Source organism: Paraburkholderia hayleyella (assembly GCF_009455685.1).
GTDB lineage: Bacteria > Pseudomonadota > Gammaproteobacteria > Burkholderiales > Burkholderiaceae > Paraburkholderia > Paraburkholderia hayleyella.
The window spans coordinates 456,306-476,687 of sequence record NZ_QPES01000001.1 but is presented as its reverse complement, the minus strand read 5'-3'; the positions used below and the strand labels follow the sequence as shown (position 1 = coordinate 476,687).

General features: G+C 59.5%; 14 protein-coding genes and 7 pseudogenes. 9 read left to right on the top strand and 12 right to left on the bottom strand.

Going from position 1 to position 20,382, the window contains the following annotated elements; genetic code table 11:
• Positions 1 to 309: 309 nt before the first annotated feature.
• The 4 genes and pseudogenes from GH657_RS02165 to GH657_RS18500 all read left to right on the top strand — a co-directional run.
• The gene (locus GH657_RS02165) at positions 310 to 1,068 is read left to right on the top strand and encodes a hypothetical protein (RefSeq protein ID WP_153099175.1); all 759 of its coding nucleotides are present in this window, start codon (positions 310 to 312) and stop codon (positions 1,066 to 1,068) included.
• Between the two features lie 229 nt (positions 1,069 to 1,297).
• Positions 1,298 to 1,513: pseudogene (locus GH657_RS02160) on the top strand (transposase); the annotation flags it as partial.
• Complete coding sequence (locus tag GH657_RS02155; protein ID WP_174769851.1) at positions 1,510 to 1,869, top strand: IS3 family transposase; 360 nt, start codon at positions 1,510 to 1,512, stop codon at positions 1,867 to 1,869. The pseudogene GH657_RS02160 and the gene GH657_RS02155, both read left to right, overlap by 4 nt.
• Positions 1,766 to 2,083, top strand: a pseudogene (locus tag GH657_RS18500) (DDE-type integrase/transposase/recombinase); the annotation flags it as partial. The gene GH657_RS02155 and the pseudogene GH657_RS18500, both read left to right, overlap by 104 nt.
• 46 nt (positions 2,084 to 2,129) lie before the next feature.
• Here GH657_RS18500 and GH657_RS02145 read toward each other — a convergent pair.
• From GH657_RS02145 to GH657_RS18355, 3 genes and pseudogenes are all read right to left on the bottom strand, one after another.
• Positions 2,130 to 3,298, bottom strand: a pseudogene (locus GH657_RS02145) (IS30 family transposase).
• Between the two features lie 69 nt (positions 3,299 to 3,367).
• Positions 3,368 to 4,245 (bottom strand): annotated as a pseudogene (locus GH657_RS02140) (IS3 family transposase); the annotation flags it as partial.
• A gap of 392 nt (positions 4,246 to 4,637) precedes the next feature.
• Positions 4,638 to 4,763, bottom strand: a complete 126-nt coding sequence (locus GH657_RS18355) for a hypothetical protein (protein ID WP_281349351.1) — start codon at positions 4,761 to 4,763, stop codon at positions 4,638 to 4,640.
• Positions 4,764 to 4,965: 202 nt separating this feature from the next.
• Here GH657_RS18355 and GH657_RS18195 point away from each other — a divergent pair, with 202 nt between their 5' ends.
• Positions 4,966 to 5,139 (top strand): hypothetical protein, encoded by a 174-nt coding sequence (locus GH657_RS18195; RefSeq protein ID WP_246173974.1) that lies wholly within the window; start codon positions 4,966 to 4,968, stop codon positions 5,137 to 5,139.
• 80 nt (positions 5,140 to 5,219) lie between these two features.
• Here GH657_RS18195 and GH657_RS02125 read toward each other — a convergent pair whose 3' ends face one another.
• The 3 genes from GH657_RS02125 to GH657_RS18190 are packed head-to-tail and all read right to left on the bottom strand — an operon-like array spanning position 5,220 to position 6,938.
• Positions 5,220 to 5,474, bottom strand: a complete 255-nt coding sequence (locus tag GH657_RS02125; protein ID WP_153099170.1) for an Imm32 family immunity protein — start codon at positions 5,472 to 5,474, stop codon at positions 5,220 to 5,222.
• The gene (locus GH657_RS02120; protein ID WP_246173973.1) at positions 5,471 to 6,298 is read right to left on the bottom strand and encodes an RHS repeat-associated core domain-containing protein; all 828 of its coding nucleotides are present in this window, start codon (positions 6,296 to 6,298) and stop codon (positions 5,471 to 5,473) included. The genes GH657_RS02125 and GH657_RS02120 overlap by 4 nt, the downstream gene beginning before the upstream one ends.
• Entirely contained in the window at positions 6,213 to 6,938 is a 726-nt protein-coding gene (locus tag GH657_RS18190) for a JAB domain-containing protein (protein WP_246173972.1), read from the bottom strand. The genes GH657_RS02120 and GH657_RS18190 overlap by 86 nt, the downstream gene beginning before the upstream one ends.
• A gap of 10 nt (positions 6,939 to 6,948) precedes the next feature.
• Between GH657_RS18190 and GH657_RS02110 the strand changes: the two are divergent.
• A pseudogene (locus tag GH657_RS02110) lies at positions 6,949 to 7,390 on the top strand (IS3 family transposase); the annotation flags it as partial.
• Positions 7,391 to 7,696: 306 nt separating this feature from the next.
• Here GH657_RS02110 and GH657_RS02105 read toward each other — a convergent pair.
• Together GH657_RS02105 and GH657_RS02100 are read right to left on the bottom strand one after the other, a co-directional pair.
• A complete protein-coding gene (locus GH657_RS02105; RefSeq protein ID WP_246173971.1) occupies positions 7,697 to 9,724 on the bottom strand; it encodes an RHS repeat-associated core domain-containing protein in 2,028 nt (675 codons plus the stop codon).
• 454 nt (positions 9,725 to 10,178) lie between these two features.
• The gene (locus GH657_RS02100) at positions 10,179 to 10,532 is read right to left on the bottom strand and encodes a hypothetical protein (protein WP_153099166.1); all 354 of its coding nucleotides are present in this window, start codon (positions 10,530 to 10,532) and stop codon (positions 10,179 to 10,181) included.
• A gap of 187 nt (positions 10,533 to 10,719) precedes the next feature.
• On the opposite strand from GH657_RS02100, the gene GH657_RS02095 reads away from it, so the two are divergent.
• Positions 10,720 to 10,881, top strand: a complete 162-nt coding sequence (locus GH657_RS02095) for a hypothetical protein (protein WP_153099165.1) — start codon at positions 10,720 to 10,722, stop codon at positions 10,879 to 10,881.
• Between the two features lie 245 nt (positions 10,882 to 11,126).
• Here the strand turns inward: GH657_RS02095 and GH657_RS02090 are convergent, their stop codons facing one another.
• The 3 genes and pseudogenes from GH657_RS02090 to GH657_RS02080 form a co-directional block, all read right to left on the bottom strand.
• A complete protein-coding gene (locus tag GH657_RS02090; RefSeq protein ID WP_153099164.1) occupies positions 11,127 to 11,552 on the bottom strand; it encodes a hypothetical protein in 426 nt (141 codons plus the stop codon).
• Entirely contained in the window at positions 11,549 to 16,231 is a 4,683-nt protein-coding gene (locus GH657_RS02085) for an RHS repeat-associated core domain-containing protein (protein WP_174769850.1), read from the bottom strand. Before GH657_RS02085 ends, GH657_RS02090 begins: the two co-directional genes overlap by 4 nt.
• A 251-nt stretch (positions 16,232 to 16,482) precedes the next feature.
• A pseudogene (locus tag GH657_RS02080) lies at positions 16,483 to 16,791 on the bottom strand (integrase core domain-containing protein); the annotation flags it as partial.
• A 66-nt stretch (positions 16,792 to 16,857) separates the two neighbouring features.
• On the opposite strand from GH657_RS02080, the gene GH657_RS02075 reads away from it, so the two are divergent.
• Together GH657_RS02075 and GH657_RS02070 are read left to right on the top strand one after the other, a co-directional pair.
• Positions 16,858 to 18,207 (top strand): IS30 family transposase, encoded by a 1,350-nt coding sequence (locus GH657_RS02075; RefSeq protein WP_153101598.1) that lies wholly within the window; start codon positions 16,858 to 16,860, stop codon positions 18,205 to 18,207.
• Positions 18,208 to 18,238: 31 nt separating this feature from the next.
• Positions 18,239 to 18,544 (top strand): annotated as a pseudogene (locus tag GH657_RS02070) (integrase core domain-containing protein); the annotation flags it as partial.
• A 14-nt stretch (positions 18,545 to 18,558) separates the two neighbouring features.
• Here GH657_RS02070 and glmS read toward each other — a convergent pair.
• A complete protein-coding gene (glmS, locus tag GH657_RS02065) occupies positions 18,559 to 20,376 on the bottom strand; it encodes a glutamine--fructose-6-phosphate transaminase (isomerizing) (protein ID WP_153101597.1) in 1,818 nt (605 codons plus the stop codon).
• Positions 20,377 to 20,382: the final 6 nt, after the last annotated feature.

The window sequence follows — 20,382 nt, the reverse complement described above, 5'->3', positions numbered from 1 at the left end:
TGCATCCAAGCGTCAAAACCTCAGTTGCCCTGGTCGGGCAATGCTGTGGTCTGAATGATACGTGGCCTGAGTAATCTTTCAAAATAGCAGCCTAGCCGGGGACGCTCACAGCTCGAGGCTGAGTGCGGCAGACGCCACGATGTCAAGCTCGACGTCAACGCTGCAGCGTGGTCTGGCGTTACCTCGCATCGTCTCTCCCATCTGCACGGTTACTTGGAGTTCCAAGTATTCCTATTGCCGCGTCGCTTTCGTTGTAACACGCTTGGCGCCCGCACCATCATTGGTGACACACTTCAAACGGGGAACAAGATGATCGAACCGATTACGGCAGGGCTTGTGGCGGGATTCGTGAGTGAAAAGGTTCGCGACAAGGTTGTAGACCTTGGCGTGGAGGCGCTTCAGAAATTCGGCATATCCCGTTGGAGCGCACATCGAGCGGAGCGCTTTCTCACTCAGTTGATGGAAGAGCTACGGAAGCAACAAGATATAAAGCACGATTCGGCAACGCTCGATGAGTTGCTTGGGAAAGTTGCAACGGGTGATAAAGAAACCTCCCTGCTTTTCGATGCATATCGAAGAGTAGCCCTTTGCGCAAGCAAAGACATCGGCCCAATGGTTATTGCCGTGCGTACCGCGAGCCTCCTGGCCAAGCACGCTGAAGCAAGCGACGACGATGAGCAGATTTTCATGGCCGCGGAATCGTTGAACGACCGCGATTTCATTGAGTTCATACGTTGGATTGATGGCAGAGTCGAGGAAGTGAGAACGCCAAAACACAAGAACCTTCAACCCCCAGTGGTGCCCGGACTAGACTTCATTACGCGCGTTACGGCTAGAGCAACGCGCGGCACATTCGACAACGATGGTGTGCCTATCAATCTGTTCACCGACGTTGGTGCGTTCGCACCCAAGCTTCAAACCTTGGGCATACTCGTATCATTCACTCGGCCCACGCCTGTACCGAGTACCCCACAGCGCGTAGAACACTTCGTCGGCGCAACGAGCGTCGCAAAGCCGCTGTATGCCGTCACAAAACGGGTATCTTCGATTAGGCCGTCAGAATCCTGAATGAGCGCTTTGAAATTGAAGCAGGCCCAGCTAATGAGTTGCAGCGCTCCTAGTAAAGCGACTGCCGCGCCGAACCAGGGTGTGGTGGTCTAATTTCCTCGGACAGGTCGATAGGGGGACAATTCTGAATCGACGAGGAAAAACAATAGATGACAAGAAGGCGCCGACAATTTGACGCCAGCTTCAACTAGAAGTGGTACGGATGGTACGAGACTAGGGGTTATCGGTCAGCGAAGTCAGCCGTTCGATAGACCTTGTTGAGACAGCCGTGCGGCGCTGGATGGCGCAGTACGATGCGGAACGTGCTGGCGGCCCCGGCGAGGGCAAGCCGCTGACAGTTGAACAGCAGCGCATCCGGCAACTTGAAGCTGAGAACCGGCAATTGCGAGAAGACAACGTGTTGCTAAAAAAAGCGTCGGCCTTCTTTGCTCGGGAACTGAAGTGACTTACCGCGTGGTAACGCACTTGCAACAGGAGGCCGTATCGGTCAGCCACGCCTACCGCGTTTTGCAGGTAAGCCGCTCTGGATACTATGCGCACCGGCGAGCGAAGCCGAGTGCAAAGAGTGTGCATGAACGGACCCACGTCAAGGCAGCATTCATCGCTAGCGGCGCGAGCTATGGCAGCCGGCGTGTGATGCATGCAGTGCGGGAGAAAGGGTTACGTCTTGGCCGTTACCGTGTGCGTACGCTGATGCGTGAAGCTGGCCTGCGCACAAGCTGGAAGCGCAAGTTCGTCTCGACGACCGACAGCAGGCATACGCTACCTGTGGCACGCAAATGTGCTCGAGCTGCAGTTTGACGTGGACGAGCCTAATCGTGTGTGGGTTTCGGACATCACGTATATCCGCACGGCGCAGGGCTGGCTGTATCTGGCGGTCGTGATGGACCTGTTCTCACGCAAGGTAGTCGGCTGGTCTATGACTCCCACCATGCCGGCCGGGCTGGTCATGTCGGCACTGGCCATGGCGCTGCAGCAGCATCGGCCAGCGCGGGGGGTGGTCCTGCATTCGGACAGGGGCGCCCAGGGCGGATTCAACCGGTCGTCGCAACACCAGATTGTTAAGCAGATTTTAGATACTCGTCCAGAGCTTCTGCCGGCGTCTTCCAGTCAAGTGTTTTCCGAGGCCTTGTGTTCAGTGTATGAGCAACGGCTTGGATCTCTCGTGCGCTCCACCGAGAGAGGTCTGTTTCCTTTGGAAAGTATTGTCGCAATAGGCCGTTCGTATTTTCGTTCGTGCCGCGTTGCCATGGACTGTGCGGATCCGCGAAGAATACCTGTACGCCAGACTCGATAGTGAAACGGGCATGATCGGACAGCTCCTTGCCACGATCCCAAGCCAATGATCGCCACAACAGGGCTGGCATGTCTGTCACTGTCTTCTTGAGTACGTTGGCCATCGTGACGGCTCCGTAGCCAGCCAGCGCAGGACCATTTTTCGTCCGGGGAGTCAATCCATAGCCTTTCTCCCGGGGCAGGTGTACGAGCATGGTGAAACGCGTTGATCTCTCCACCAGCGTGCCAATAGCGGATCGATTTAGGCCAATGAGTAGGTCTCCCTCCCAATGCCCGGGCACAGCGCGATCTTCCGCCTCTGCGGGGCGGCTGGAGATCATGACATCCTCGCTGACGTGCGCCCATGCTTTAGCTCGTGCCCTAGCCCGTGGCGCGCGTAGTGCTCGCTCGCTGCGCAGACAACCCACTAGCTCGCGCTTGAGCGCGCCACGCCCTTGAATGTAAAGCGCTTGATAAATGGCTTCGTGAGAAATGCGCATGGATTCATCGTCGGGGAAATCGATTCGGAGGCGGTTGGCGATCTGTTCAGGGGACCAACCATTGACCCACTTCCGGTCTCCTCGATGTGGTTTATTCCGCCCCTTGAACGGTGCCTGCTGGGGTCCAACAATCTCATGGCCGTCAACGTCACACACCTTGCCTTCCAGGCGTTCCTGCACATAGCGATGCAGTCGCGGGTTGGTCACCAGCTTCGCTGGTTTTGCTCGCTTGGCAAAGTGCTCTGCCTTCCATTGTGCGACCGAAGCCCGATACTCTAGGCGACCACCACGGGTCGCGGCATTACGCGTAAGCTCGCGCGAAATGGTTGATGGACTGCGTCCGATGCGGCGAGCAATTTCACGCACCCCTATGTCCAAAAGCGACGCTCAATCTCATGCCGAAGCGACGGCGCACCTGGCGAGTGCATCGCTCGTCGTCCGGTTATCTGATACACCCATTCTGCAATTCGTCCCACACAACACCTCCAAGATTAAAGGTGTTGCGACGACCGGTTGAATCCGCCCTGGCTGCCCCTGTCCGAATGCAGAACCAGTCCCGGCGCTGGCCGACGCTGCTGCAGCGCCATGGTCAGTGCCGACATGACCAGCCCGGCCGGCATGGTCGGCGCCATCGACCAGCCGACCACCTTGCGTGAGTACAGGTCCAACACGACCGCGAGATACAACCAGCCCTGTGCCGTGCGGATATACGTGATGTCTGAAACCCACGCGCGATTGGATCCGGCCACGTCAAACTGCCGGTCGAGCACGTTCTCTGCCACAGGTAGCGTATGCCTGCTGTCGGTCGTCGAGATGAACTTGCGCTTCCAGCTCGTGCGCAGGCCCGCTTCGCGCATCAGCGTACGTACCCGATAACGACCAATACGTAGCCCTTGCTCCCGTAGCGCATGCATCACACGCCGGCTGCCATAGCTCGCGCCGCTGGCTGCGAATGCTGCCTTGACGTGGGTCTGTTCCTGCAGGCTCCTTGTGCTCGGCTTTGCGCGCCGGTGTGCATAGTAGCCAGAGCGGCTCACCTGCAAAACGCGGCACGCGTCACTGACCGATACGGCCTCCTGTTGCAAATGAGTTACCACGCGGTAAATCACTTCAGTTCCCGGGCAAAGAAGGCCGACGCTTTTTTTAGCAGCGCGTTGTCCTCTCGCAATTGCCGGTTCTCAGCTTCAAGTTGCCGGATGCGCCGCTGTTCCGCCGTTAGCGGCTTGCCCTCGCCGGGGCCGCCAGCACGTTCCGCATCGTACTGGGCTACCCAGCGCCGCACGGCTGTCTCAACAAGGTCCATCGACCGGCAGACTTCGCCAATCGATAAGCCCTGGTCTCGAACCATCCGTACCACTTCCAGCTTGAAGCTGGCATCAAATTGTCGGCGCCTTCTTGTCATCTATCGTTTTTCCTCGTCGATTCCGGATTGTCTTCCTATCGACCTGTCCGAGGAAATTAGACCACTACATGCCATAGCATCGAGTGATTTCACATAGACATACCGAGCACAGTTTCCTGCATCGTAAGGTTGCGTTTCAATGAACTCGATTATTTCCGTGATCAACTTTAACTTTTTATCGCGTTGGTTCATGTCAGCACCTACACGGACATTTAATTGCTCTGCCGCCTAGTGTAGCCAGCCCTTGATCAAGGTCCGCTTTGCTCGGCGGATAGTGTGGCAAATCCAGAATCTCGCCATCAGTCATCTTGGGATGGACACGATTCACTGCTCCGGAATGATCATACGTCTCTTCCCAAACTAAAGAATGTAACCGGCCTCGTTCATGCCGATCATCCAGAAATGTTCTTTTCCTGATCGATTTTGTTCTCGCGCAGCAGGATGCGCTGCATGATGCCATAGACATCCTTCGTGTCTTCGATGTACCGCTTGTCGTCTTTACCGAGCCTGATTTCCATGAGTGGTGCAACCATAAGTTAAAACAAGCGGCTATCCCTCCTGCATCGCCCCTGAACGGCGGCAAGCCCGGATGCCGGCAGGACAGGAAGCGAAAAGAACCCGCGCATCAAGACAAAGCCTACCATCCGAACCACCGGCGAACCAGCTATGACGGCTTATCCTGCTGGCTAGCAATGACAGGGCAAGTCATTGCGACGGGAGGTGCCCATCGAGTTCCAGTCGGGTTATGCCGATAGGGACGACCATATCGCACTCAAGGGCAGTTGGACCCAGGGCGGACGCGAGCGAACCGTGCTGGTTACTACGGCAGCGCCACTACGCGTGCTGGATCTGACACACCCGCTGGCTGGTGCAGGACCGCACCACGGCACATAAGGCCACGGCGCGATGAAGGAGAGCAGTACCTCCGAATAAACGTACAAAGGGCTGGCCAGCAGCCCTTCGTTCCAGTCAGTTCAAATCGGCTTCACTTTCTCTTGATTGTTCACGATCACATCGGCGTGATTTTCGTACGAGAAGTTCGCTATCGAATCCTGAAGGTGAACATGTTCAACTTCATTGACGTCCATCTCGTAAGCAGCATTAATCAAAAATACACCAAGAGCCCGGATAACTTCCGCTTTCGCAAGAATCGAGATCTCGTCTAGCTTTAGCGATTTATCACTACCCTCAAGTGTTCCCCAAATCCTCAAGTCACCAAGTTCCGTCATAAATCGAATCCTTTGTCGCGCAAATAGTCCTTCTCTGTTCGCGTAAGACCAGAAACATCGCCGCGTGATCCATGACTTTGAGTGCCGTCTTTGTTGACAACGACCTCTTGTTTTCTGGATCTGCATTGGCAATGCGCATGAACTTGCTGGTTCGTGTTTGGCACGTGTGGCGGGTCAATTCTGATCCGACCATTGCCAACAGTGGTCCACTGTCCAGATCGAGCTAACCCCAGTGGATCGATCCAGCCAACCGGGCTCGGCGCATACGCATACAGGTTCACCCCACCGGCATACCCAATGGGATCCTTGCCAACAAACCTCCCCACCTCCGGATCGTAATACCGGTAGCGGTTGTAATGCAGCCCGGTTTCATGGTCATGGTACTGCCCCTGGAACCTGATCGGTGTGCGCAGTTCAGCACGTCCCTCTGACGCCTTGCGTATCGCCTCCTTCGCCACACCCCACGCGCGGTATTCCGCCGCCCACGCAATCTCGCTCCGTTCATCGGTCAGCTCCTGCGGCGTACCCAGGTGATCGCACTGGTACCACGCCAGGCTGTCAACGGACGGCGCCGGTGGCGGCGGGCTCCACAGCGGGTCCTCGTCCTGCCGGTAGTAGTCGCCGTACACCGGTTCATCGAGCAGCGCGATCGCCTCCTCACGCACCGCCTGCGCCACCGGCACAAAGCGGCCCGGCTCGTACACGTAGTGCGTGGTGCGCGCGCCCAGGCCATCTTCGTCAGCAATCCGGCTCTCCCACGCCAGCGTGTCGCCATCCCAGCCGTACAGCGTGAGGCCGCACTGCAGTTCGCGGTTGCGCTTCACGCGCTCGCTGCGGTTCCAGTGCGGCCCCGCCTCGCGGCGCGCCTGGTAGTGCGCCTGGCTGTGCTTCGAGAGTCTGCGGCCCAGCGCATCGTAGGTGTAGCTGACTTCGAGACGCCCGTCCCCGGCGTGCGTGAGCCGGTCGAACAGGTCCCAGGTGTAGCGGCAGGCCTCGCCGTTGCGCCAGCGCTGGGTCAGGTTGCCCCGCGCGTCGTACTGGTAGTGCGTGCCCGCGTACTGTTTTTGTCTTGCTCTTTTCTAATGCCAGCTTCTCCCGGGTGATCTTCTTCTCTTCCGCCCGGACCTGCTCAAGGATCTGATAGGTCGGCACATACTTGAGGCTCTTTTTCAGTTCATCCATCAGCCCCTCCTGTCTGAAACCCAGGTACGCCACGGGCGTGATAATCAGATGATCAAGCAGCTCAATATTCAAAATATGGCCCACCTGAATCAGGCGATCCGTCACATCCAGATCCGCCTCGGAAGGGTCCAGCCTGCCCGAAGGATGATTGTGAACCACAATCACCCGGGACGCGGTCTTCATCACCGCGATCCGGTAAACATTCATCGGCTCGACGTTCACCGCGCAGAACGTGCCCAGCGCGACCAGTTCAATATAGAGAATGTAACCGGCCCCATTCATGCCGATCATCCAAATCCGATATGGTTATCGGCGCATCCATGTGTTGTTACGCCGCGAAGGCTAGCAGGTCAGCCGCAATCGCGTCTATCGGCTCTATGCCGACGAGCAACTGCAGTTGCGTAGCAAGTTGCCCCGGCGGGGCAAGATGGTGGTCTCGCGCCGTGAGCGCTGCGTGCCCACGCGTCCGAATGAAGTGTGGAGCCTGGGGTTTGTGGCCGATCAACTGGCCAACGGTACACGTTTGCGCGTGCTGACCATTGTCGACGTTTTTACGCGAGAAGCCCTGGCCACAGAGGTCGGATAGCGCTTACGCGCCGAAGACGGCCAGACGAGAGATCGAGACTTGGTGCCAAGACTACAATGAAACTCGGCCTCACATGGCTCTGAACAATTTAACACCGGGCGAATTCGCCCGGAAATACAGCCTCCAACAGCAAGTCGGAGGCTCCTGACAGCTCGATCACTAACATTGATCGCTGTTCAAGAAACCCAAGCGGATCAAAAAAACACCCCAAAGATTGGATCGGCGTCCAACTTTCGGGGTGCCGTTCATAATCGCGGCCCCTTTTATAACTAGACTCGACTTGCGAAGTTCTTCAACACGTCTGCTATCTCCAGTGCCTCCGACTCAGACAATTCGACTGGATCACCTTCTTTTGTCACTGCTTTGATATGAATGGATGACTCTTGCTCGATCCATATCCGAAGCGCTCCATCGCTTGATTCAAAGTAATCTTTCTCTTTTCCGGCGTGCATTGCTATTCACCTGTAGTTGGGAAATGAGGATTGCCATCGTCTGGCGAAACAACCTTTACCTTCCCCGTTGAGTCATATGCATGCACATGGTCAACAGCGGCTTTGGGATCGTTGTAGGGCAATCCTGTTGTCTGATCTATATGACCACGGTCCAGTCGGAGACGTTCTTTCCCTGTACACGGACATTTCCATTTTATCGGCGCACCAGAAGCATCTTGCTTCGCCACGACGAGTCCCCTTTGATTCGCGAGATCTCGAATCTCAGTGCGCGTTTTGTCCGTTATATCCGCCGCGCTGATTGTCGCCGGAGTTGTCACGCTTAAACCAAGCGGATCGATCCAGCCAACCGGATTCGGCGCATATGCATACATATTGAGCCCACCGGCATACCCAATAGGATCCTTGCCAACAAACCTCCCCACCTCCGGATCGTAATACCGGTAGCGGTTGTAATGCAGCCCGGTCTCATGGTCATGGTACTGCCCCTGGAACCTGATCGGTGTGCGCAGTTCAGCACGTCCCTCTGACGCTTTCCGTATCGCCTCCTTCGCCACACCCCACGCGCGGTATTCCGCCGCCCACGCAATCTCGCCCTTTTCATCGGTCAGCTCCTGCGGCGTACCCAGGTGATCGCACTGGTACCACGCCAGGCTGTCGATGGGCGGTGCCGGGGGCGGCGGCAGCCACAGCGGGTCTTCGTCCTGCCGGTAGTAGTCGCCGTACACCGGTTCATCGAGCAGCGCAATCGCCTCCTCACGCACCGCCTGCGCCACCGGCACAAAGCGGCCCGGCTCGTACACGTAGTGCGTGGTGCGCGCGCCCAGACTATCTTCGTCAGCAATCCGGCTCTCCCACGCCAGCGTGTCGCCATCCCAGCCGTACAGCGTGAAGCCGCACTGCAGTTCGCGGTTGCGCTTCACCCGCTCACTGCGGTTCCAGTGCGGCCCCGCCTCGCGGCGCGCCTGGTAGTGCGCCTGGCTGTGCTTCGAGAGTCTGCGGCCCAGCGCATCGTAGGTGTAGCTGACTTCGAGACGCCCGTCCCCGGCGTGCGTGAGCCGGTCGAACAGGTCCCAGGTGTAGCGGCAGGCCTCGCCGTTGCGCCAGCGCTGGGTCAGGTTGCCTCGCGCGTCGTACTGGTAGTGCGTGCCCGCGTACTGTTTGAGCAGGTTGTCCAGCGCCTTCGGCCGTGGCAGGTGCTCGCGGTCGGTCTCGCGTTGCGCTTGCGGGTCGACCAGGTTGCTGGCTGGATCGAAGGCGAAGGTCTCGTGGCCCAGCCGGCTCTGCGCTTCCAGCAGGCGGCCCACCGGGTCGTAGCGGTACGCCAGCTGGCCGCGGCGCGTGTCGTTGATGTCCGTGAGCTGGCCGCTGGCGTCGTAGCGGTAGCGGCGCACCAGCAGCCGGTCGCCGCCTGGCGTCTGTCCGGGCGGGCCCTGTTTGCCTGGTTGCGCCTCGCGCGCCAGCACCTGCCCGCTCAGGCGCCCCAGCGCATCCCACTGCTGCGTCTGCAGCAGGCGGTTGCCCTGCAGGCGCGCGACCTCGCGGTGCAGGTCGTCGCGCTCATAGCTGGCCAGTTCGTGCCCGTCCAGCTGCAGCGCCAGCAGGTGGCCGCTGCCATAGGTCAGCCAGCTCACCCGGTGCCCGTCCGGACGCAGCGTGGCGATGCGCTGGTTCAGCACGTCGTACTCGTGCTGCCACACCGCCACCAGCGGCCTGCCCAGCTGGCGGTAGTGCTGGTGCTCGCGCACCAGGTTGCCAGCCGCGTCATGGAACCATTGCAGCCGGCTGCCGGCGTTGCTGGCCAGTGCCAGATGACCGTTGCCATCGTAGGCGAAGCGCTCGACCTGCCAGTCCTGTTCCTGCGGCGGGGTGTCGCCAGTTCGCAGCGCGGCGCGGCGCTCAGTCAGCCGTCCCATCGGGTCAAAGGCAAAGGCGGTGATGCGCTGGCCTTCGATGGCGCGCGCCAGCGTGCCCGTGGCGTCCCCGTATTCGTAGCGCGTGGTGGCACCATCGAAGAATATGGTGCGCCTCAAACCCGCGCCACGCTTGGCTGAGCGACCGTTTCGCACGCGGTTTGGTACGTGCATCATGTCTGTGCTACTTCAAGGGGGTGGTGCGTTTTGGACCAACACGAGTTTTCTACTGCAAACGGGACCGACGACGCCGCGACGGCCAACGTCGCAATTCAGCAATTGTCGGCGTCGACCTCGGCCGACACGAACGACGAACATCGCGTCATGGCCGATACCTGACTGCAACACGCGATCGTCGGAATTCAGCTAATGCACCTCAACGACGACGCGCGCCGCGAGGCGGCAAGGGGGCTTTTCTAGCCGCCCCCATCCTGACGGCCGCCGATGCGTTTCTCCCCGAGCGGGGGAGAAACGCGGAAGTGCACGTTGCCGACTTCCGGAGTTCAGCGTCTAGAAGCAACAAGGGCCGCTTACGCGGCCCCTGCTGCTTCACTGCTCCCTTCGGATGCGCTCATCAATCAGGCGCAAACTCACTGTGAAGGTCGACGGCGGTATCTTCATTAAGCTCCGTTTTAGCTCCGTCGTAACCTACAGCAGTAATAATGAACCGATCAACATTTTCGTCCACGACCCTTGACCCGTCGATTACAGCAAAGAGACCAAACAAGGCAACGCGCACCGATTCCGTGATCACCGCGTCTAGGAGACGTTGTTCATCGCTCGGCAATTGAGCACGCCACTCCGAAACCTTGATCAGCAGATCACGGGGTCGCCTCCCCGGAGGGGCAGTAAAAGTTCTCACAAGATCATTTGCCGCCTGCTCCTGCACATGCGTCCGGATCGCAGCAACGAATTGCTCTGCGTTCATGACTGAAGCCCCTTTCACGTGAATACTATTTCTCAAAAGCCTTTGGGTACATTCCCTTGTTGAGCGCGATGAGTCGTCGCAAGCACTCGTTAGAAGCACCCGTGTGCTGTCTCAGGTCTCTGATGTCGCTAGCTAACAAATCTCTCGCCGTTCCCGTATAGACGCCCTTACGCGTCGGAATTTGTTCATGTTCACTGGCGGGAACAGCTATGGCCGGACCAGTCTTGGGATCGTATCCAGCAACAACCTGTGCGGCCGGATGCTTTTGCATAGCGTGGTGAATGTCCAGATTGTCACCAGAAGCGGAACGCCTCTTGAGCTCGTCGTACTGGCCAACGTCGTATTTTGAGCACGGATCGCACGGGCAACGAGCGAGCCCTAACGGGTCGATCCAGCCTACCGGGTTAGGCGCGTACTGATAGACTTTTTCCCCAGACGCAAACGCCTATCCCGACGGCCGCAATCCCTTCTCCAGAAAGGCGCTCAGCCTTCCGCCTTCCTCACATCAGTAATTTTTCCCTAGACACGATTTCCCGATGACGCGATACCGCGACACGAGCGCAATCCCGAACTTTTTGTAATTTGTGCATCTTTCTATCCCAATTTCGAAGCCACTCTTACGACTCGATCAGATACGCTCGCATCGTGCGCCCAAACAGCCCATTCAGTACTATCAAATCCATCGAGCACCATCTCATATCCGCGAAAATCCTTCCTTTCCACCCGGTCGCGGGAAACCGGATTTTCAAGCCTGCCCGCAACGATTTGACAATCGATAGTCTGATCCAACGCACGAGCAAAGTCGTTCAACTCAGCCCAAGTCATGGCGATACCATTTTCTGAAGAACGTACCTCTTCTTCAAAAGAGACCATGGTTTGGCCACCTGGGGCACAACCGATCCCGTAAAAATCAAGCACATACCAAGTCCATTGACTACCGGGAACGACTGTCAGTAGTTCTTCGAGCGAGATCTTGGAGCCGTCTGACCGATTCATTGGAAACGAGCGCATTTGCATCATGGCATCTCCATCGGGACTGCGGGCCCGTGCTGTCGTGTTCCTCCCGTCGGATTGGGAAGCCAATTGTGCTGATGGGGGCACGGATGGTTTTGGGGGCGGCCGTGATCAGTGAAATCTATATCGCGTGTGGGAACAAGATTTTCGTTTGCATCGTAACCCCATTCTCGTGCCTGGTTGTACGCACCTCGACGTCCGTCCTTCCTACCCAATTGCGTGTGCGGTGCGTCAACGTCCGGCACCGGATTGCCGTGATTGTCGCGAGGTAGCGACCTGTCGGCCCAGAAAGTGCCAGGGCAAGGACATTTGCATGTCAGCCCAAGCGGGTCGATCCACTGCACCGGATTAGGCGCGTATTGATAGGCGTTCAGCCCGCCTTGCAGCCCGATCGGGTCTTTACTGATGAACCGCCCGGTGCTGGGATCGTAATACCTGTGCCGGTTATAATGCAGCCCGGTTTCATGGTCATGGTACTGCCCCTGGAACCTGATCGGTGTGCGCAGTTCAGCACGTCCCTCTGACGCTTTCCGTATCGCCTCCTTCGCCACACCCCACGCGCGATATTCCGCCGCCCACGCAATCTCGCTCCGTTCATCGGTCAGCTCCTGCGGCGTACCCAGGTGATCGCACTGGTACCACGCCAGGCTGTCGATGGGCGGTGCCGGGGGCGGCGGCAGCCACAGCGGGTCTTCGTCCTGCCGGTAGTAGTCGCTGTACACCGGTTCATCGAGCAGCGCGATCGCCTCCTCACGCACCGCCTGCGCCACCGGCACAAAGCGGCCCGGCTCGTACACGTAGTGCGTGGTGCGCGCGCCCAGGCCATCTTCGTCAGCAATCCGGCTCTCCCACGCCAGCGTGTCGCCATCCCAGCCGTACAGCGTGAAGCCGCACTGCAGTTCGCGGTTGCGCTTCACGCGCTCGCTGCGGTTCCAGTGCGGCCCCGCCTCGCGGCGCGCCTGGTAGTGCGCCTGGCTGTGCTTCGAGAGTCTGCGGCCCAGCGCATCGTAGGTGTAGCTGACTTCGAGGCGGGCGTCCCCGGCGTGCGTGAGCCGGTCGAACAGGTCCCAGGTGTAGCGGCTTGCCTCGCCGTTGCGCCAGCGCTGGGTCAGGTTGCCTCGCGCGTCGTACTGGTAGTGCGTGCCCGCGTACTGTTTGAGCAGGTTGTCCAGCGCCTTCGGCCGTGGCAGGTGCTCGCGGTCGGCCTCACGCTGCGCTTGCGGGTCGACCAGGTTGCTGGCCGGATCGAAGGCGAAGGTCTCGTGGCCCAGCCGGCTCTGCGCTTCCAGCAGGCGGCCCACCGGGTCGTAGCGGTACGCCAGCTGGCCGCGGCGCGTGTCGTTGATGTCCGTGAGCTGGCCGCTGGCGTCGTAGCGGTAGCGGCGCACCAGCAGCCGCTCGCCGCCTGGCGTCTGTCCGGGCGGGCCCTGTTTGCCTGGTTGCGCCTCGCGCGCCAGCACCTGCCCGCTCAGGCGCCCCAGCGCATCCCACTGCTGCGTCTGCAGCAGGCGGTTGCCCTGCAGGCGCGCGACCTCGCGGTGCAGGTCGTCGCGCTCATAGCTGGCCAGTTCGTGCCCGTCCAGCTGCAGCGCCAGCAGGTGGCCGCTGCCATAGGTCAGCCAGCTCACCCGGTGCCCGTCCGGACGCAGCGTGGCGATGCGCTGGTTCAGCACGTCGTACTCGTGCTGCCACACCGCCACCAGCGGCCTGCCCAGCTGGCGGTAGTGCTGGTGCTCGCGCACCAGGTTGCCGGCCGCGTCATGGAACCATTGCAGCCGGCTGCCGGCGTTGCTGGCCAGTGCCAGATGACCGTTGCCATCGTAGGCGAAGCGCTCGACCTGCCAGTCCTGTTCCTGCGGCGCGGTGTCGCCAGTTCGCAGCGCGGCACGGCGCTCAGTCAGCCGTCCCATCGGGTCAAAGGCAAAGGCGGTGATGCGCTGGCCTTCGATGGCACGCGCCAGCGTGCCCGTGGCGTCCCCGTATTCGTAGCGCGTGGTGGCACCATCGAAGCCCGTTTCGGCCAGCAGGCGGCCCACCGGATCGTAGGTGAATTCTGCATCGCGCCCGTTCTCGTTGCGCAGCGCCGTGAGCTGGCCCAGCCTGTCCCACTGGTAGCGCAGGCTCTGGCCAGCCGGGTCCACGCGTTTCGACAGCAGCCCGGCCCCGGTGTAGTGCCACCCGGTGCGCCGCTTTAGCGCATCCACGTGGGCCAGCAGCCGGCCTTCGGCATCGCGCTCGAAGTGCTCTGCGCTGCCGTCCGGATACAGGATGGCCACCAGCTGGCCCGATTCGTGGCGGTAGCGGGTGGCCTGGCCTGCGGCATCGGTGAACTGCATCAGCTGGCCACGGGCGTCGTAGACCCATTCGCTGGCCTTGCCGGAGCAGTCCACGTAGCGTGTGAGCTGGCCGCTGGCGTTGTACGCCAGCTGCTTTTGCCGGCCGCTGGCGTCGGTGATGGCGATCGGCATCCCCATCAGGTTGTACGTGTAGCCGGTCCGGTTGCCCAGCGGATCGACGGTTCCGGTCAGGCGGCCGCGGGTGTCGTAGTCGCGCTGCCAGAGCCCGCCTTCGGCGTCGCTGATCCTGATGAGCTGGTCCGCCATATCCCAGGCATAGTGAACACGTGTCCCGTCCGCGCGGATGTGCTCCAGCAGGTTGCTGTTTTCATCGTAGGCGTAGCGGTCTTCGCTGCCATCGGTGTGGATATGGTGGATGATGTTTTTCGCCTCGTCCCGGAAGAACCATTCCTGACGCCTGTCGGAATGAATGATGCGATACGTGTAGCCCAGGTGGTCGTAGTAGTGCCAGGTTTGCTGGCCGTGGGCATCGGTGACGCAGGTCAGCCGGATGTTCCCGTCCCACTCCAGACGGGTATCGAAGCTGCCGTCATCGGCCCACTCATGCACGGCGCGGGCGTCGGGACCCTGGCCCTGCCATTCGAGGTTCATGCCGCGCCCGGTGCGGTCGGTGTAGCGGGTGACCAGGTGCTGCTGGTACTGGTAGGTCCAGATGGCAGCGTTTTCATCCTGGGCCAGCGTGAGGTCACCCGCTTCGTCGTAGCGGTACAGGCTCAGGCGGCGCTGCGGGGCGTCCTCGCCCATCAGCCACAGGCCCGTGATGCGGCCATGGGTGTCAATGTCGGTGCCCAGGTGCAGGTGCGCCTGGCTGGGATCGTCCTGATAGGTGATCAGGTCAGAAAGCACAACACGCTCACCGGTACGGTGTTCGTAGCCCAGCAGCAGGCCGGCTCCCCCGCGCAGCCCGATACGCACCAGCAGGAAACGCCCGCCGTGACGTTCGTAGGTTTCGCGGCGCTCATGGCCACGGCAGAGAACCAGGCTGTGCTCGCTCACGCGCACCAGGGTGAGACCTTCAATACGGTCATCATGCAGCTCACCGACCCTGGGCAGCGGATAGTCGAAGCTGCGCCCATCGGCGGCATGAAAACGGATGCCATCGCCGTGCAGGTCGAAGCGCGTCGTGAATGGGGTAATCCAGCGCGCGCCGAATTCGGCCTCATCGTAGGCCTCCAGACTGGAGCGGTAGGTGCGCGTCCACTCGATGGGAAACGGACCCGGCAGGATAAAGTCGGTATGCGGGAGTATCTCGCTGCCCATGGCAAAGCTGATGCTGTTGCAGGTGGCCGGGCAGACTCCGCTTCTCTGCGGATTGGGGTCGTGCTTCGCCTTGCCTTCAGCGGAGCGTGGTTCAACAGGTTGTCCTGGGCGGCTGTTGTGGCTGGCGCTGGTCGTGTCGTGCCTGACGTTGGCGCCATGCTTGTGGCCAGCGCTGCTGCGAGCGGCAAGGGCAACAGACAGGCCCTGGATAATCCAGCCGATGCTCTGTTCCATGTTGGCATCGCTCAGGTTCCGGATCTGCTGTCCGAGTTTCGGAGAAAATCTGCGCAGATCTGCCGTGTGAGACAGTACCAGTTTGCCTATATTTTCTGGAATGAACCCGGCAGCCTTGTTGGCGCCTTTTTTGGCAACCCCCGCGTAAAAACTGGTGGCCGCTCCGTAGATATTGGAGAAGACGCCGCCCGGGTCGCGCCAGAGTTTGCCGGTGGCCTCGAAGACCTGCTTGTCAGCTTCCCTGAAATCGCCCGATGCGTCGAGCTGGCCCAGGACGAGGTTGTCGATGCCATCGGCCAGGTCGATGATGAGCCTTTCACCAAACTTCGCAGCCTCTTCAATGAACCCGGGCAGTTCTGCCTGGGCCTGGCTGACGAAATCTTCCAGTTCGCCCTTGATGGTGGCGTTGAGGTTGCTGGCCAGCAGCGTAATGAGCGCCTCGCCAATGAGCTGCCTGCCATTCTGGCGCAGCTCCTGGCGCACCAGCTGCAATGTGGGGCGCAGGCTGACGCGGGCCGCTGCTGTCCCTGGCAACGGCACCACGCCAATGAGGTTGATGCCAAGGCTTACCCAGTCGAACATGTGAGGAGCATCAGCCTTCCTCAGCGTAACGATGTCTTCGAACACGTCCGCCAGTGCCAGGATATTGCCCAGGACCGGCATGGCCCCCGCGACATTCCGGATCCGCTCCAGGGTGATCACGCCATCGCTGATCTCCATCAGCCATTTGTCAAATGCACTGACACTCAGCGCGACATCTGCGGGTTGAATCAGGTTCACCGGAACCACAGCAATCTGGCGTCCGTAGGACAAGTCTGCAGTCACGCTATCCATGAAGCTCCCCTTGAACAGGAAAAGACCCGCCTCCCATGGGCTGGGCGTAGTTATTGGAGAGCGCTCCTGAGCCATGACGCCGGGATTTGCCGTGGCATAGTGCTTCCACGGAAACCACTAACTGGATGGACGGGTCGGTGCATGTGAGTGTCACGATGCATCGGGCTTTTGCTGGCGCTGACCTGTGCTTCACAAAACTCTCTCCCTCTCTTGATTTTGAACCGCCCCGGGCCTCGTGGAGGCTGGCTGGTTTAAGTTAATGCGGGTTCAGCGGCAGCTGTTTCAAGTTGCCGATAGTAGTTTGCCCCAGCTTCGGCGGACGGGATATAGCCGAGGGGTTCCATCAATCGATAATGATTGAACCAGGCCACCCACTCCAGCGTTGCCAGTTCAACGGATTCCCGCGTTTTCCAGGTGCGGCGATGAATCAGTTCGGCCTTGTACAAGCCATTGATCGTCTCAGCCAGGGCGTTGTCGTAGCTGTCGCCCCGGCTGCCGACCGACCGCTCGATGCACGCTTCGACCAGCCGTTCGCTGTAGCGAATGCTGACGTATTGGGCGGATTCAACCGGTCGTTGCAACACCTTTAATCTTGGAGGTGTTGTGTGGGACGAATTGCAGAATGGGTGTATCAGATAACCGGACGACGAGCGATGCACTCGCCAGGTGCGCCGTCGCTTCGGCATGAGATTGAGCGTCGCTTTTGGAAACAGATCGCTACCGGCATCACAAGCGAGAAAGCGGCAGAGGTCGTTGGCGTATCTCAGGCGGTCGGATCACGCTGGTTCCGCTATCGTGGCGGTATGCCACTTTTCATGTCGAAGCCTATATCGGGTAGATACTTGTCGTTCGCCGAGCGTGAAGAGATCGGGTTACTCTCGGCCCAAAACATAGGGGTGCGTGAAATTGCTCGCCGCATCGGACGCAGTCCATCAACCATTTCGCGCGAGCTTACGCGTAATGCCGCGACCCGTGGTGGTCGCCTAGAGTATCGGGCTTCGGTCGCACAATGGAAGGCAGAGCACTTTGCCAAGCGAGCAAAACCAGCGAAGCTGGTGACCAACCCGCGACTGCATCGCTATGTGCAGGAACGCTTGGAAGGCAAGGTGTGTGACGTTGACGGCCATGAGATTGTTGGACCCCAGCAGGCACCGTTCAAGGGGCGGAATAAACCACATCGAGGAGACCGGAAGTGGGTCAATGGTTGGTCCCCTGAACAGATCGCCAACCGCCTCCGAATCGATTTCCCCGACGATGAATCCATGCGCATTTCTCACGAAGCCATTTATCAAGCGCTTTACATTCAAGGGCGTGGCGCGCTCAAGCGCGAGCTAGTGGGTTGTCTGCGCAGCGGGCGAGCACTACGCGCGCCACGGGCTAGGGCACGAGCTAAAGCATGGGCGCACGTCAGCGAGGATGTCATGATCTCCAGCCGCCCCGCAGAGGCGGAAGATCGCGCTGTGCCCGGGCATTGGGAGGGAGACCTACTCATTGGCCTAAATCGATCCGCTATTGGCACGCTGGTGGAGAGATCAACACGTTTCACCATGCTCGTACACCTGCCCCGGGAGAAAGGCTATGGATTGACTCCCCGGACGAAAAATGGTCCTGCGCTGGCTGGCTACGGAGCCGTCACGATGGCCAACGCACTCAAGAAGACAGTGACAGACATGCCAGCCCTGTTGTGGCGATCATTGACTTGGGATCGTGGCAAGGAGCTGTCCGATCATGCCCGTTTCACTATCGAGTCTGGCGTACAGGTATTCTTCGCGGATCCGCACAGTCCATGGCAACGCGGCACGAACGAAAATACGAACGGCCTATTGCGACAATACTTTCCAAAGGAAACAGACCTCTCTCGGTGGAGCGCACGAGAGATCCAAGCCGTTGCTCATACACTGAACACAAGGCCTCGGAAAACACTTGACTGGAAGACGCCGGCAGAAGCTCTGGACGAATATCTAAAATCTGCTTAACAATCTGGTGTTGCGACGACCGGTTGAATCCGCCCAGTATGCGAGTGACGAGGACCAGGCAGTGCTGAAGCAGCATCACGTGGTTTGCAGCATGAGTCGCAAGGGAAATTGCTGAGACAATTCAGTGATGGAGAGGTTCTTCCTGAGCCTGAAAATGAAGCGCGTGTGGCAGCGTCAGTACGCCAACCACGACGAGGCACGGCGTGACATCAGCCAGTACATCGTCGGCTTCTACAATGCCGTACACCTACATTCGACCTTGGGCTATCTGTCGCCGGCTGCCTACGAGGCGAAACCGACAGCGAAAGAACCTGTCTGCCTGCCCGAAATAACTTGACCACTACAGCCCCCCTACTCCACCGTCACCGACTTCGCCAGATTCCGCGGCTTATCCACATCCGTTCCTCTGGCACAAGCCGTGTGATAAGCCAGCAACTGCAACGGCACCACATGCAGTATCGGCGACAGCTTGCCATAATGTTCAGGCATCCGGATCACATGCAGCCCTTCGTCATTGACAATGCGCGTGTCCGAATCCGCAAACACATAAAGCTGGCCACCACGCGCCCGCACTTCCTGAATATTCGATTTCAGCTTCTCCAGCAACATATCGTTCGGCGCAATCGTCACTACCGGCATCGCTTCAGTCACCAGCGCCAGAGGCCCGTGCTTTAGCTCTCCCGCTGGATACGCCTCGGCATGGATATACGAAATCTCCTTGAGCTTGAGTGCGCCTTCCAGCGCAATCGGATAATGCAACCCGCGCCCCAGAAACAACGCATGCTCCTTACGCGAGAACTCCTCCGCCCAGGCAATGATCTGCGGCTCCAGCGCCAGCACGCTGTTCAACGCGGCAGGCAAATGCCGTAGCTGCCGAATCTCATCGGCTTCCTGTTCCGCACTCACGTGTCCGCGCAACTTGCCTAGCGTCATCGCCAGCACAAACAGCGCGACAAGCTGCGTTGTAAACGCCTTGGTCGAAGCCACGCCAATCTCCAGCCCCGCATGCGTCAAGAACGCCAGCTCGGTTTGCCGCACCATCGCGCTGGTACCAACGTTGCACACGGCTAGCGTATGCGGGTGCCCGAGCATCTGCGCATGTTTGAGCGCGGCAAGCGTATCGGCGGTTTCACCCGATTGAGAAATCACTACGACCAACGCCTTGGGGTTCGGCACGGATTCACGGTAGCGATATTCGCTGGCGATCTCGACTTGGGTCGGAATCTTGGCGATTGATTCAAGCCAGTACTTCGCGGTAAGCCCCGCGTAATAGCTCGTGCCGCACGCGAGAATCAATACACTGTCGATGCGGGCAAACACCTCAGCGGCACCCGCGCCAAATAGTGAGGCGTCGTAGCGATCAGCGGGGGGAATGGTGTCGGTGATGGCGCGCGGTTGCTCGAAAATTTCCTTCTGCATGAAGTGCCGGTAGGGCCCGAGTTCGACAGCGCCGCCATACGCGGCCACCTGCCGCACTTCACGCGGAATCTCATTGCCATCGCGGTCAGCAATGCGCACGTGTTCCAGCGTCAGCTCGCACACGTCACCTTCTTCAAGGAAGATAAAGCGCTCGGTACTGCCTGCGAGAGCCAGCGCGTCAGATGCCAGAAAATTTTCATGCGTGCCGAGACCCACCACAAGCGGCGAGCCTTGCCGCGCGCCGACAACCGTATGCGGTTGATCCTTATGCAGCACCGCGATGGCATACGCACCGTGCAATTGCTGCACAGCCTCGCGCACGGTGGCAAACAGGTCGCCACGATACAGGCTGTGAATCAGGTGTGCGATGACTTCGGTGTCGGTCTGCGAGACAAACGCATAGCCTTTGGCACGCAGCATCTCGCGCAACGCTTCGTAATTCTCGATGATGCCGTTGTGCACCAGCGCGAGCGCATCGCGGGAAAAAATCGGATGGGCGTTGTCCGTCACGGGTGCACCGTGTGTGGCCCAGCGAGTATGGGCGATGCCGCTCACGCCGCTTAACTGGGTCTCGCGCACCTGCTGTTCCAGATCGGCCACGCGCGCGACGCTGCGCGCGCGCTGTGGTTTGCCGTCAACCAGAACGGCCACACCGCATGAATCGTAGCCCCGGTATTCAAGACGTTTGAGCCCTTCCACCAGAATGGGAACGATATTCCGTTGCGCAACCGCGCCGACAATGCCGCACATAAATTC